Raw genomic sequence first — 14,218 nt, forward strand, 5'->3', positions numbered from 1 at the left:
AGTTGTAAAGTCGAAGGTCAAAAGTCGAAATTGAAAGCTGGAATTGAAGTAAAAAGCATTTTACTTTAGACTTTAAGACTTTCCTCTTTATGACTGTATATTTTGTCCCAGTCTTTCCAAACGGGTTCGTAACCTGAGTTTTTTATAATTTCAGCAATTTCTTTTGCAGAACGTTCATCGCTAATTTCAAATTGTTCTAATGATTGTGGATCAACAACATAACCACCCGGATTTGTTTTAGATCCAGCGCTCATACTTGTAACACCAATTGGAATAATGTTGTTTCTGAATTTCTCATTTTCACGAGTCGAAATGGAGATTTCAAGATCTTCATTCCATAAACGATAAGCACAAATAAGTTGAGTTAAATCTTTATCATCCATAATAAAATTAGGCTCAATAATTCCTTCCGCAGGACGCAATCTCGGAAATGAAACGGAATATTTAGTTTGCCAATATTTTTTCTGAAGATAATCCAGATGCAAAGCATTAAAAAAACTATCTGTTCGCCAATCTTCCAAACCAAGTAAAACGCCTAAACCAATTTTATGAATTCCTGCAGTGCCAATTCGGTCAGGAGTTTCTAATCGATAATCGAAATTTGATTTTTTACCCTTCGTATGGTATTTTTTATAGACTTCCTGATGATAAGTTTCTTGATATACCAAAACGGAATATACTCCGGCTTCATGCAAACGTTCATAATCTTCCGTCGATAACGGTTGAACTTCAACGGAAATAATCGAAAACTGCTTTCGTATTAAAGCAATCGCGTTCAGGAAATAATTAATATTTACAGTATAATTTGCTTCGCCTGTAACCAATAAAACATGATCAAAACCAGTGTTTTTTAATGCTTCAACTTCAAGTTTAATTTCGGTATCAGAAAGTGTTTTTCGTTTGATTTTATTGTCTAAACTAAAACCACAATAGGTACAAATGTTCTGGCATTCGTTGCTTAAATAAAGCGGGGCATACATTTGAATTGTTTTTCCAAAACGTTTTTTGGTGATTTCATGGCATTGTTGCGCCATTTGTTCCAAGTAATTTTGTGCAACAGGAGAAATCAAAATCAAAAAGTCATCAAGATTTCGTTTGGTTTTAGACAAAGAGCGTTCAACATCTTTTGATGATGTTTGGTATATTTTAGATTGAATGGAATCCCAGTTATATTGTTCAAAAACTGATTTAAATGTTTTCATTGGATTGTGTTTTAACTGCGAGTATTTTTTTACCGCAGAGTACGCTAAGATTTACGCAAAGTTCGCTAAGCTTTGTGTTCTTTATATTTGTCTAAAAGTTCGCAAAGCTTAGCGAACTTTGCGAAAAAACCTTGCGAACTTTGCGGTTAAATCTCATAAAGAAAAGATGTCAAAGGACTAGAAGCTACAGCAAAATTGTGTTGGTTTGCAATTTTTGCTTCGAATGCTTTTCGGCCTGCAATAACAGCTTCTTTAAACGCCTCAGCCATTAATTTTGGATTTCCGGCCACAGCAATTGCGGTATTTACTAAAACAGCATCGGCACCAATTTCCATTGCTTTTGCCGCGTCAGAAGGAGCGCCAATTCCGGCATCTACAATTACAGGAACATTGCTTTGTTCAATAATAATCTCTAAGAAATCTATTGTTTTAAGACCTTTATTACTGCCAATTGGTGAACCTAAAGGCATAACGGCCGTTGTTCCTGCGCTTTCTAAATGCTTGCATAAAACTGGATCTGCATGAATATAAGGCAAAACGAAGAAACCAAGTTTAGCAAGTTCTTCGGTTGCTTTTAAAGTTTCGATTGGATCCGGCATTAAGTATTTTGGATCAGGATGAATCTCTAATTTTATCCAATTTGTTTCTAAGGCTTCACGTGCTAATTGAGCCGCGAAAACAGCTTCTTTGGCATTTCGGGCACCCGAAGTATTAGGTAATAAGTTGATATTTGGATGTTTTAAATGTGATAAAATAACATCCGTTTCTGTTTCGAGATCGATACGTTTTAAGGCAACGGTAACCAATTCGCTTTCAGAAGCCAGAATAGCTTCTTCCATTTCAAGGTTTGAACCAAATTTTCCCGTTCCTAAAAACAAACGAGATTTAAAGGTTTTATCTCCAATGTTAAACAATGACGTTTGCATATAACTTTTCGTTTAATTGTTGAATTAATTTTTTCTTTTCGTCGCTTTCCGTGATCATTCCGGAAACGGCAATTCCGTGGATTCCAGTTTCCATTAACGGATTTATATCTTTTAAATTGATTCCGCCAATGGCATAAACCGGAATTGAAATTTTATTTTTTTTCATTTTTTGAAGAATCTCAAAATAACCGGATAAGCCTAAAATCGGACTTAATTTTTCTTTTGTGGCAGTAAATCTAAAAGGACCTAAACCAATATAATCACAGCCATTTTTTACGTGATTTTCAATATCTTCAAAAGTATTTGCGGTTCCTCCAATGATTTTTGTGTTTCCCAGAATTGCTCTGGCTTCGGCAATATTCATATCGGTTAAGCCTAAATGAACTCCGTCTGCTGCAATTTGTTGCGCGAGATAGAGATTGTCGTTTACGATAAAATTGGTTAGATATTCTTCGCATAAAAATTTTACCGCTTCCGCTAAAGCAAAAGTGTCTTTGGCAGTTTGATCTTTGAAACGCATTTGCACCCAATCACATCCGGCATCGAGAGCCTGATGAATATTATACAATTGTTCTTCGATTGTTTTTCCCTGTGAGATATATTGCAATTTATTGTACATAATGATATCCGATTAAATGGTTAGTTGAACTCAGGTATTTTTCTATGTAGGTTTTAGCATTTTTACAAGCCTCTTTTGGAGTTTGATTCAATGCCAGATTTGCGGCGATTGCTGATGATAAAACACAGCCGGAACCATGTTTTTCGAAGCATTTTTTTTCTGAGGGTAATAAATCAATAATTTCATTTTTCAAGAACAAACGATCAGTGCCAATTTCAGCTGAATTATGTCCTCCTTTTAGCAAAACATTAGTTGGTATTTCATTTTGTAACCAAAGTTTTTCTGAAACAAAACCGGGGAATAAAATTTCTATTTCATTATAGTTTGGCGTTATCAAATCGATTTTGGATAGAATTTTGTTCAAGTCTAAACGATCTTCAATTTTAATGAATTCAAATTCTGTTGTTGATTTTAAAACCGGATCCCAAACAATTTGAGTAGTTGGAGATACTAATTTTACTGTCGAAAGAATTCGGTTTAAATAATGTAAAGAAGGTACGATTCCAATTTTTACAGTACTGATTTTATAATTGTGGAATAAGGTTTCAATAGAACGAATTACAAAATTTATATTTGTCCATTCAATGTCAAAAAACTCATTTTCAGTCTGAATTGTGTTTGCAGTTGTAATCGCAAAACCAGTTACCTGATGCTGTTCAAATGTCTTGATATCAGCCAAAACACCAGCGCCGCCAGTTGGGTCAAAACCTGCTATAGTGAGTGCGAAAGGACGATTTTCTGACATAATTTGAATTGTTTTATTGGATTTTTATGATTCCAAATTGTTCCTAAAAGCGCTACATCGTCAAAACCGTTTTCAAGTGTTTTTTTGATGTTTTCAGAATTAATTCCGCTCAAAGCGATGACTTTTGTTTTTTTATTTGTTCTTGATTTTAATGCTTCAAAAAGGTCTTCTTTCGGATGATAATCTTCCTTGGAAATACTTGAAAAAACAGGACTTAAAAAAGCGTAATCAAAATTTTCCAATGAATTGAAATCTTCAATTGAATGTGTTGATGTTGAATTATACCTACAAGGTTTTAGAAACCTTGCAGGAAAATCTGGATCGTGTTTTCTTTCTTTTTGGGAAAAATGAATTCTATTGATTCCAAAATTTTCTGCCAATTGATGATGATTGTGTAACACCAATTTAGATCGATATTCTAATTTTATCTGATTAATAAATTCCACCATTTCAATCTCAGAAAAATCAGGTTTCCGAACATGAAGTAAAGACAATCCTTCTTCAAATAAAGAATCAATTAAGCTGATTTCATTTGCGATAGCAGAAGGATTTGTAATTACAATCATAGTCTTTCCTCTATAGTCTTTTTTCTTTATTCTTTGCTCTTTCTTCTGCTTAAATATAAATCTCTTTCCCTTGCTCAATGAACTCTTCTGACTTTTCCTGCATACCTTTTTCGGCTGCTGCAACATCTCTAATTTCCTGAGATATTTTCATAGAACAGAATTTTGGTCCGCACATCGAACAGAAATGTGCCACTTTTGCACCATCTGCAGGAAGAGTTTCATCGTGAAATTCTCTTGCTGTATCAGGATCTAATGATAAATTAAACTGATCTTCCCAACGGAATTCAAAACGTGCTTTACTTAAGGCATTGTCACGATATTGTGCTCCTGGATGACCTTTGGCCAAATCAGCAGCATGAGCGGATATTTTATAAGTTATAACACCATCTTTTACGTCTTTTTTATTGGGCAATCCAAGATGTTCTTTTGGCGTTACATAACACAACATTGCGCAGCCATACCAACCAATCATAGCAGCTCCAATTGCTGATGTGATATGATCGTAACCCGGCGCAATATCAGTTGTTAAAGGCCCAAGAGTATAAAATGGAGCTTCACTGCAATGTTCTAATTGTTTGTCCATATTCTCTTTAATCATGTGCATTGGCACGTGACCAGGACCTTCAATGAAAACTTGTACATCGTGTTTCCAGGCGATTTTTGTTAGCTCGCCTAAAGTTTCTAATTCGGCAAATTGAGCGGCATCATTGGCATCTGCAATGGAACCTGGACGTAGACCATCGCCTAATGAAAAAGCTACATCATATTGTTTCATGATTTCGCAGATTTCCTCGAAATGTGTGTATAAAAAGTTTTCTTTATGATGGAATAAACACCATTTCGCCATGATTGATCCGCCACGGGAAACAATTCCGGTAACGCGATCTGCGGTTAAATGAATGTAACGCAATAAAACACCAGCGTGAATGGTAAAATACGAAACGCCTTGTTCTGCCTGCTCGATTAAAGTATCGCGGAAAACTTCCCAAGTTAAATCTTCGGCAATTCCTTTTACTTTTTCTAGTGCTTGATAAATTGGAACTGTTCCAATTGGAACTGGTGAATTACGAATAATCCATTCTCTGGTTTCGTGAATATTTTTACCGGTTGATAAATCCATGATAGTATCGGCGCCCCAACGGCAAGCCCAAACTGCTTTTTCAACTTCTTCTTCGATGCTTGAAGTTACAGCACTGTTTCCGATATTGGCATTTATTTTTACGAGGAAGTTGCGTCCAACAATCATAGGTTCGCTCTCAGGATGATTGATGTTATTTGGAATTATGGCTCTTCCGCAAGCTACTTCACTTCGAACAAATTCGGGGGTTATTTTGCTTTTTGGAGTATTAGCTCCAAAACTATGTCCTGAATGCTGACATTGCATTGCTTTGGTTTGTTCGTTCAAAAGCTCGATTCGTTGATTTTCACGAATGGCAATATATTCCATTTCGGGAGTTATGATACCTTGTTTTGCGTAGTATAATTGTGTTACGTTTGCGCCTTTTTTTGCTCTTTTTGGCTGATGCAAATATTCGAATCGAAGATGATTCAGACTTTCGTCTTTCAATCGGGTTTGTCCGTAATCAGAAGTGATTTCGTTCAGGATTTCGACATCATTTCGTTCTAAAATCCAATTTTCGCGTAAGCGAGGTAATCCTTTTCGAATATCAATTTCGATGTTTGGATCAGTATAAGCTCCGGAAGTGTCGTAAATAGTCACAGGCGGATTTTTCTCAATTCCTCCATTTGAAAGTTTTGTATCACTTAAAATAACTTCGCGCATAGCGACTTTTATAGGGTGAATTTCTCCGTTTACATATATTTTTTTGGAGTTGGGGAAAGGAGTTCTGGAAATTTGTTCTTCTGTAGTCATAGTTTTTTTGTTTCAGGTTTCAAGTTGATCTTGATTGTGTTTTTATGTTTATTTTTCCGTAGAGGCGCACAGCAGTGCGTCTTTTTATGTTGTTCTTTTATATGTTTTTTTAATTGGAATTTGGTCCCGAAGCATCGGGATAATTCTTGGAATTTGTTTTTCTGCCAGGGATAGAAGTGGAAAGCCCGTAAAGAAGGAAACCGTAAAAAAATAAGGATTAGGAAAGCGACCAGCGGAAGCTTTGCTAAGACTATATTTTTTTGGTTGACGACTGCGGACTTGAAACGGATAGCCCGTTTAGGCAGCCATATTATCCTCCTTGTGTTGCTGAAATAATTAAAATTTCGTCGGTTTCTTGTACGAGATATTGGTTCCAATTGAGTTTTGGAACGACAGTATTATTTACGGCAACAGCAATTCCGTTTTGTTTATTGGGAATTTCGAGATCGAGCAATGATTGAACGCTTAGCGATTCAGCATTGAATTGTTTGATTTGTTGGTTGATTTTTAGTTCCATTCCTTTTAGTTTAGTATGCAGTTATACTTTAGGAATGGCTACAATTGCGCATAAAAATGCGCGCAGAAGTCATCTTACTTTTCCCTACGCTAGTATGAACTAGATCAGGTTCAGAGGGTAAAATCTCAGCCTACAAAGTTGTAGACACCCCTAAAGTGTGAAGCAAATATATGTAATTTTTGTTTAAAAGTTTCAGGTTTCAAGTTTCAGGTTCAAAAAAAACTGAAAATTGTGACTGAATACTTAAGACTATTTCTTTCTTTTCCAGCAATCTTCAACGTGATCGTTGACCATTCCGGTGGCTTGAATGTGTGCGTAAATTACGGTGGAACCTACAAATTTAAATCCTCTTTTCTTTAAATCTTTGCTAATTTCATCTGAAAGTGGAGTAGTAGCCGGAACATCTTTTAATGTTTTTGGGTTGTTGTTGATGGGTTTTCCGTTGGTGAATTTCCAGATATAGGTAGAGAAACTGCCAAATTCTTCCTGAATTTTCATGAAGGCCTGAGCGTTTGAAACTGCTGATTTTACTTTGAGTTTATTACGGATGATTCCTGTATTCTGTAATAATTCTTCAATTTTATCTTCAGAATAATTGGCTATTTTTTTATAATCGAAATGATCGAATGCTGCTCTGAAATTTTCTCTTTTGTTTAAAATTGTAATCCAGCTTAAACCTGCCTGAAAGGTTTCCAGAATTAAAAACTCGAATAAAGTTGGATCGTCATAAACCGGAACGCCCCATTCTTCGTCATGGTATTTTTTGTATAAATCGCTTGCTGAACACCAGCCGCATCTTATTTGTTCTTCTGTTGCCATTATTTTGGGTTCTTATTTTCTGGATTAGGATCATTTTCTAAATATTTTTTTATCAAATGATGTCCGGCATAAATCGCAGGGGTTAATACAACGGCAACGGTAAGCTTAAATATATATCCGGTTAAACCTGATGAAATAAAGGTATCAAAATCGATTTTTCCCGGAAGCCAGAATGCAATTCCAAGCACTATAAAAGAATCAAATAACTGTGAGATTACTGTTGATCCGGTGGTTCTAAGCCATATTTTTCTTTCTCCGGTTCGTCTTTTGAAAAACCAAAATATCCAAACGTCAATTAATTGAGAAGCCATAAAAGCAATTAAACTTCCGACAATAATCCACATACTTTGTCCAAAAACGGCTTGAAATTGTTCATCATTTACGGGACTTATTCCTTTTGCAGCCGGAATAACGATTGCCATAAATAATATTAAAAAAGCGTAGGCAATTAAACAAGCGGTTATAAAAGAGAGTTTCTTTACTCCTTTTTCTCCAAAATATTCATTTATTAAATCTGTTGTAAGAAATACAATTGGCCAAGGCAAAATGCCTATACTCATTACAAATGGTCCAATTTGGATAAGTTTTCCCCCAATTAGTTCGGCTACAACGGCATTGGTGATAAAGATTCCTGCTAGAATTACAAAAACAATTTCTCTTCTGGTTTTAAACATATTTTTGGCATAAAAGATGATTCAAATTTAAGTTATTTCTTTTGAAGTTGAAGTATGTGTTTGCGAATTGTGTGTTGCACGATTTATAAATATGGTTTGTTAAACTTTATTTTGATTTCTAATTTTTTGGGTACTTTTGGGTAAAGGAGAACTTGTTTTTCTTTTTTAAATTAAACACAAAATAAATATCAATTATATCATGAGTGAGACTTCATTAACTGTTGATGAAAAAATAAATGCTAATAATCCATTACTTGAAAAATGGAATGGGCCATATGGCGGAGTTCCGGCTTTTGACGAATATAAGATTGCGGATTTTAAACCTGCAATTGAAATCGCAATTGAGGAAAATCTAAATGAATTTGATGCTATTGCAGATAATCCGGAGGCGCCAACATTTGAAAATACAATTGCTGCATTAGAGAATTCAGGGAAAAAGATTGCGCGAATTCATACCGCTTTTGGAATTTATAGCTCAAATATATTTACTTCTGAATTTGGAATTGTAGAAACAGAAATGTCTCCAAAACTATCAGCTTTAAATGATAAAATGTATCAGAATAAAAAGCTTTTTTCTCGAATTGAGACTTTATATAATTCGAAGGAAAAAGAGAAATTGAACAGCGAGCAGCAACGTTTAATTTGGTTGTATTATACTGATTTTGTTCGTGAAGGTGCTGAATTGGATGATTTGAATAAAGAGAAAGTTGGGAAGATTAATCAGGAATTGGCAACGCTTTTTACAAGATTTAGTCAAAATTTATTAGCGGAAGAAAATAATCAGTTTATTGAACTGAAAGTTGAAGGTGATTTTGATGGTTTGCCTTTAGAAATAAAAAATGCTGCGATTGCTGAAGCAAAAAGCCGCAAGCTTGATGCTTTGGGATGTATCGTTAATACTCGTTCTTCGATAGAACCTTTTTTAACTTTTTCTGATCGTAGGGATTTACGAGAAAAAGCTTTTGAAATTTTTGTAAAACGTGGTGATAATGGTAATGAAAATGATACCAAAGAAACGCTTATTGCGATTTTTAAATTGCGAAGTCAAAAAGCAAAGTTACTTGGTTTTCCTTCTTTTGCACATTGGAGTTTGTCGAATAAAATGGCAAAAGATCCTGCAAAAACTTTAGAATTAATGGAATCCGTTTGGAAACCTGCTGTCGAAAAAGTACATCAGGATGTTGCCGAAATGCAGAAAATAGTAAATGTCGAAGGCGGTAATTTTAAAATTGAGCCGTGGGATTATCGTTATTATACTGAGAAAGTAAGAAAGGCGAAATATAGTTTGGATCAAAATGAGATTAAGCAATACTTACAGCTTGAGAATTTACGTGAAGGAATGTTTTGGGTTGCGGGAGAATTATTTGGTTTAAGTTTTGAACAAATTACAAATGTTCCTGTATATCATAAAGATGTGCGTGTTTGGGAAGTAAGTGATAAAGCATTGGGTAAAACAATTGGTTTGTGGTATTTTGATCCTTATGCAAGAACAGGAAAGCGTTCAGGCGCGTGGATGAGTTCTTATCGTGATCAGCAAAAGTTAGAAAACACGCTTCCGATTGTTTCTAATAATTGCAATTTTATAAAAGGAGATTCAAACGAATCGGTTTTGATTTCCTGGGACGATGCTACGACTTTGTTTCATGAATTTGGTCATGCTCTTCATGGATTGTGTTCGAATGTTACGTATCCTAGGTTGTCCGGAACATCAGTAGCGAGAGATTATGTTGAATTTCCTTCGCAGATTTTTGAGCATTGGCTGGCGACTCCGGAAGTGTTGAATAAGTTTGCTTTGCATTATAAAACAAATGAGCCATTGCCACAATCAATGGTGGAGAAAATTGAAATGGCTGCCAATTTTAATGAAGGTTTTGCAACTGTAGAAACAATATCAAGTTCTTTTGTAGATATGGAGCTTCATTTGACAACTGAAACTATTGATCCTGATGAATTTGAAAAAGTGACTTTAAAGAAGCTAAATATGCCGTCAGAGATTGTAATGCGTCATCGTATTCCGCAATTTGCTCATATTTTTTCGAGTGATGGTTACGCAGCCGGTTATTATAGTTATTTATGGGCAGATGTAATCAATGCAGATGCTTATGAGGCTTTTACGGAAGCAAATGGATCTTATGATAAAGTAGTTGCAAAAAGGTTGCATGACACTGTTTTTAGTGTTGGAAATACGATTGATAACGAAAAAGGATATGAAAATTTTAGAGGAAGAGCGCCAAAATCTGATGCTTTGATGCGCGCGAGAAATTTTCCGATTATAGAAAAGATCTAAGATTAAAATGTAAAAATAAAAAAGCCCGAATAAATAAATATTCGGGCTTTTTATATTGAAATAATAATATATTAACCTAAAGTAACTCTTTTGAAACCTGTGATTTCAACGTTGTATCCTTTAACGTAATCACCAACTTTTTTACTATCGTCTTTGATAAAGTTTTGATCTAACAAAGCTTTCTCTTGATCTAAAGTAGTGTTGTCAGAGATAAAACGTTGAACTTTTCCTGGGATAATTTTGTCCCAAATTTGCTCTGGTTTACCTTCAGCTTTTAATTCAGCTTTAGCATCTTCTTCAGCTTGTTTTAAAACTTCTTCAGTTAATTGAGAGAAAGAAATATATTTAGGAACATTTTTTAAAGTTTTTCCTAAACGTTTTGCTTCTTCATTATCTTTTTCGATTACAGCAATACGAGCAGCAAGTTCAGATTCAACGAAAGCAGGATCAAAATCTTTGTAAGATAATGTATCAGCTCCCATAGAAGCAACTTGCATAGAAACATCTTTAGTTAAAACGTCAGCGTTAGGAATTGCAGCAGAAATTGCAGTTAATGCAGCAATTTTGTTAACGTGAACATAAGATCCAACAAAAGCACCTTCTAAAATTTCAAAACCACCGATTTCGATTTTTTCTCCGATAACTCCAGTTTGCTCGATTAATTTTTCAGCAACAGTAATTCCGTTGAAATCTGAAGCTAAGAATTCTTCTTTATTAGAGAAGTTAATAGCTCTTTCTACTAATTCTTTAGCCAAAGTTACGAAAGCTTCATTTTTACCTACGAAATCAGTTTCGCAGTTTAAAGTGATGATAGCTCCTTTAGTATTATCAGCATTGATAAAAGAAACAGCAGCTCCTTCAGAAGACTCACGGTCAGAACGGTTAGCAGCAACTTTTTGTCCTTTTTCTCTTAGGACTTGAATAGCTTTATCGAAATCTCCGTCAGCCTCAACTAAAGCTTTTTTACAGTCCATCATTCCGGCACCTGTAGATTGTCTTAATTTATTTACGTCTGCAGCAGTAATTGTTGCCATAATATTTTGAATTTTAATGTTAAAAGTAAAAATTCCATCTTCTAAATTCTAAACTCCAATTTTATTAAATTATCAACATAACGTTTTTAATTTGTGTTTTGGAATTTAGAATTTAAAATTTGGAATTTAAATTTGATTTATTCTTCAGTTGCAGGAGCAGCTTCAGTAGCAGGAGCTTCTTCTGTGAAAACTTCAGCTTCTTTGTCAGAACCTCTGTCAGAAAGACCTTCGATTACAGCAGCAGTTACTAAAGATAAAATTTTGTCAATTGATTTAGAAGCATCATCATTTGCAGGAATAACGTAATCAACCTCTCTTGGGTCAGAATTCGTATCAACCATTGCGAAAACTGGAATGTTTAATTTTTGTGCTTCTTTTATTGCGATGTGTTCAGCTTTGATATCTACTACGAACAATGCTGCAGGTAGTCTAGACATATCAGCAATTGAACCTAAGTTTTTCTCTAATTTAGCACGTAGACGATCAACTTGCAAACGCTCTTTTTTAGATAACGTCATGAAAGTACCATCTTTCTTCATTTTATCAATAGAAGACATTTTTTTAACTGCCTTTCTGATAGTTACAAAGTTAGTTAGCATTCCACCAGGCCATCTTTCAGTGATATAAGGCATGTTTGCAGCCTTTGCTTTATCAGCAACGATGTCTTTAGCTTGTTTTTTGGTAGCTACGAATAAGATTTTTCTACCTGATGCAGCGATTTTTTTCAAAGCTTCGTTAGCTTCTTCGATTTTTGCTGCAGTTTTATATAGATTGATAATGTGAATACCATTACGCTCCATATAAATGTAAGGGGCCATGTTTGGATCCCATTTTCTAGTCATGTGTCCAAAGTGAACACCTGCTTCTAGTAAGTCTTTTACTTCTATTTTGTTTGCCATTTTTGTACTAGTTTACGTTCTGTTGATTAGCAATGTATAAATGGCGGTTTCTAACGATTCCTGGCTTTATACATTTAGATGCTAAACTATATCCTACCTCGATAGGAGAGCAACAACAACTGTGTTTTTTAATTTCAATAAATAATTGATAGTGTCTTGTACCTTATGCACAAGACAGGTAATATTAACGTTTAGAGAATTGGAATCTCTTACGAGCTTTCTTCTGACCGAATTTCTTACGTTCAACCATTCTTGGATCTCTTGTTAATAAACCTTCTGGTTTAAGGATTCCTCTGTTTTCAGCATTTACTTCACACATAACACGTGCTAATGCCATTCTTACAGCTTCTGCCTGTCCAGTTGAACCACCTCCGTAAACGTTTACTTTTACATCAAAGTTGTTTACATTTTCTGTCATAGACAATGGTTGTAAAACTTTGTATTGTAAAGTTGCAGTTGGAAAGTAAGTTGCGAATTCTTTTTTGTTTACAGTGATTTTTCCTGTTCCTTCAGAAACATATACACGTGCAACAGCGGTTTTTCTTCTACCGATTTTGTGAATAACTCCCATTACTTAAGATCGTTTAGGTTAACAGTTCTAGGTTTTTGAGCTCCATGAGTATGCTCAGCACCTACAACAACATTTAGATTTCTAAAAAGTTCAGCTCCTAATTTGTTTTTAGGTAACATTCCTTTTACAGCTTTCTCTACTAATAATGCAGGGTTTTTAGATTGCAATACTTTAGCAGTTAAAGTTCTTTGTCCTCCTGGGTAACCTGTATGACGCATGTAAATTTTGTCATTCATTTTTGTACCTGTAAGGTTAATTTTTTCTGAGTTGATAACAATTACGTTATCTCCACAGTCAACGTGTGGTGTGTAACTTGGCTTGTACTTACCTCTTAAGATCATCGCAACCTTTGAAGCAAGACGACCTAAGTTATGACCTTCTGCATCAACAACAATCCACTCTTTTGTTACAGTGGCTTTGCTAGCTGAAATTGTCTTGTAGCTTAATGCGTCCATAATATTATTTTAATTAAACATTCCATCCCCAATAAAGGGGATGCAAAAGTACAATTAATTATTTTAAAACCAAATACCTGAAAAGAATATTTTATATGCTGAAAATCAAGGGGTCAGTTTTATATTTAAAACAATAAAAAAAAACCACCTTCACAATAACGCGAAGGTGGTTCAATATTTAGAATTGTTTTTGCTTAAACAATAAATAAATTTGCAATATCTACAACTTGTTGAGTCGTAAGTGGCTCATCATAAGCTTCTGACCCTGCTGCAGCTCCAAATGAGGCTGCGGTGTTGAATCCTGCCTGAACAGTAACTCCTTCGCCATTATAAACAGCCTGCGTTGCAGATGGCATTCCTGCGCCTCTTTCGTCATTAGAAATCCATCCTTTTAATCCGCGTAAGCGTCGAACTTCAGATGCATGACGTGCTTCTACAGAATGAATTTGCAGTGCAGCGGTCAATAAATCCGGTGCCGAAATTAAATTTGCAGCCTGACCTTTGTAGGCTCTTACACCTGTATCTTCAAATGCTTGCGCCAATGCCAGAAAGGTTGGATAGTCTCCAAAAGGATCAAATGCACCTCCAACAGTAAAGTCAAATGTTGGTTTTGCAACGAAGTTTGCACTTGCTGGTCCTCCCAATCCTGCAATTAAAAATTTAACGTGATCAGATTCGTGTGCAGCTATTTGTTCAAAAACTTTTCGATCTCTTCCTCCATTTTCTGATGCAGGAATTACTCCTGAATCTAATGCCATTGCATAAAATTCGTTTTCAAGATATTCTAAAGTTAATGCAAATTGCAAAGCTCCAATTGGAGTTGCCGGTGTTGCGGTAATATCTTTTGCTAATGCTTTATTAGCGAAAGTGGATAATCCAAAAGGGATCGCTGCGATTGCCAGTGTTTTTCCAATATTTCCAAACTGATTAAAACTGTCTCTTCTTGATCCAGTGCTTCTCATTAAGCTATCATCAGTAAATGTTTCTATAAATTTTAAAATATTCATAATTTCTAAGTTTTAGCTAGTTAG

At 35.0% G+C, this 14,218-nt stretch carries 15 protein-coding genes and 1 riboswitch; of the genes, 1 reads left to right on the forward strand and 14 read right to left on the reverse strand.

What is annotated here, in order from left to right:
* Nucleotides 1-65: 65 nt before the first annotated feature.
* The 9 genes from thiH to CLU81_RS15955 form a co-directional block, all read right to left on the reverse strand.
* On the reverse strand, nt 66-1,202 hold the full coding sequence (thiH, locus tag CLU81_RS15915; protein ID WP_099710705.1) for a 2-iminoacetate synthase ThiH: 1,137 nt from the start codon (nt 1,200-1,202) through the stop codon (nt 66-68).
* A gap of 146 nt (nt 1,203-1,348) precedes the next feature.
* On the reverse strand, nt 1,349-2,128 hold the full coding sequence (locus CLU81_RS15920; protein ID WP_099710706.1) for a thiazole synthase: 780 nt from the start codon (nt 2,126-2,128) through the stop codon (nt 1,349-1,351).
* Nucleotides 2,109-2,747, reverse strand: a complete 639-nt coding sequence (locus CLU81_RS15925; RefSeq protein ID WP_099710707.1) for a thiamine phosphate synthase — start codon at nt 2,745-2,747, stop codon at nt 2,109-2,111. The genes CLU81_RS15920 and CLU81_RS15925 overlap by 20 nt, the downstream gene beginning before the upstream one ends.
* Complete coding sequence (locus CLU81_RS15930) at nt 2,737-3,492, reverse strand: hydroxymethylpyrimidine/phosphomethylpyrimidine kinase (protein ID WP_099710708.1); 756 nt, start codon at nt 3,490-3,492, stop codon at nt 2,737-2,739. Before CLU81_RS15930 ends, CLU81_RS15925 begins: the two co-directional genes overlap by 11 nt.
* Nucleotides 3,459-4,058 carry a thiamine phosphate synthase gene (locus CLU81_RS15935; RefSeq protein ID WP_099710709.1) on the reverse strand — a complete coding sequence of 200 codons (600 nt, stop codon included), beginning with the start codon at nt 4,056-4,058 and terminating at the stop codon, nt 3,459-3,461. Before CLU81_RS15935 ends, CLU81_RS15930 begins: the two co-directional genes overlap by 34 nt.
* A 49-nt stretch (nt 4,059-4,107) precedes the next feature.
* Nucleotides 4,108-5,931, reverse strand: coding sequence for a phosphomethylpyrimidine synthase ThiC (gene thiC, locus CLU81_RS15940; protein ID WP_099710710.1), 1,824 nt, complete (start codon nt 5,929-5,931; stop codon nt 4,108-4,110).
* Between the two features lie 310 nt (nt 5,932-6,241).
* Nucleotides 6,242-6,448 carry a sulfur carrier protein ThiS gene (gene thiS, locus CLU81_RS15945; protein ID WP_099710711.1) on the reverse strand — a complete coding sequence of 69 codons (207 nt, stop codon included), beginning with the start codon at nt 6,446-6,448 and terminating at the stop codon, nt 6,242-6,244.
* A gap of 64 nt (nt 6,449-6,512) precedes the next feature.
* A riboswitch (TPP riboswitch) is annotated at nt 6,513-6,610 on the reverse strand.
* 87 nt (nt 6,611-6,697) lie between these two features.
* Complete coding sequence (locus tag CLU81_RS15950; protein WP_099710712.1) at nt 6,698-7,267, reverse strand: DNA-3-methyladenine glycosylase I; 570 nt, start codon at nt 7,265-7,267, stop codon at nt 6,698-6,700.
* Complete coding sequence (locus tag CLU81_RS15955; RefSeq protein ID WP_099710713.1) at nt 7,267-7,941, reverse strand: queuosine precursor transporter; 675 nt, start codon at nt 7,939-7,941, stop codon at nt 7,267-7,269. Before CLU81_RS15955 ends, CLU81_RS15950 begins: the two co-directional genes overlap by 1 nt.
* A gap of 199 nt (nt 7,942-8,140) precedes the next feature.
* Between CLU81_RS15955 and CLU81_RS15960 the strand changes: the two genes are divergently transcribed.
* A complete protein-coding gene (locus tag CLU81_RS15960; RefSeq protein ID WP_099710714.1) occupies nt 8,141-10,228 on the forward strand; it encodes a M3 family metallopeptidase in 2,088 nt (695 codons plus the stop codon).
* A 71-nt stretch (nt 10,229-10,299) separates the two neighbouring features.
* Here CLU81_RS15960 and tsf read toward each other — a convergent pair whose 3' ends face one another.
* From tsf to CLU81_RS15985, 5 genes are all read right to left on the reverse strand, one after another.
* The gene (gene tsf, locus CLU81_RS15965; protein WP_083693452.1) at nt 10,300-11,262 is read right to left on the reverse strand and encodes a translation elongation factor Ts; all 963 of its coding nucleotides are present in this window, start codon (nt 11,260-11,262) and stop codon (nt 10,300-10,302) included.
* A gap of 137 nt (nt 11,263-11,399) precedes the next feature.
* Nucleotides 11,400-12,161, reverse strand: coding sequence for a 30S ribosomal protein S2 (rpsB, locus tag CLU81_RS15970; RefSeq protein ID WP_099710715.1), 762 nt, complete (start codon nt 12,159-12,161; stop codon nt 11,400-11,402).
* Between the two features lie 184 nt (nt 12,162-12,345).
* Nucleotides 12,346-12,732, reverse strand: coding sequence for a 30S ribosomal protein S9 (gene rpsI / locus CLU81_RS15975; protein ID WP_099710716.1), 387 nt, complete (start codon nt 12,730-12,732; stop codon nt 12,346-12,348).
* Nucleotides 12,732-13,187, reverse strand: a complete 456-nt coding sequence (gene rplM, locus CLU81_RS15980) for a 50S ribosomal protein L13 (protein WP_026983738.1) — start codon at nt 13,185-13,187, stop codon at nt 12,732-12,734. The genes rpsI and rplM overlap by 1 nt, the downstream gene beginning before the upstream one ends.
* A 194-nt stretch (nt 13,188-13,381) precedes the next feature.
* Entirely contained in the window at nt 13,382-14,194 is an 813-nt protein-coding gene (locus CLU81_RS15985; protein ID WP_099710717.1) for a ferritin-like domain-containing protein, read from the reverse strand.
* Nucleotides 14,195-14,218: the final 24 nt, after the last annotated feature.

Origin of the sequence: Flavobacterium sp. 9, assembly GCF_002754195.1 — a bacterium.
Classification (GTDB): domain Bacteria; phylum Bacteroidota; class Bacteroidia; order Flavobacteriales; family Flavobacteriaceae; genus Flavobacterium.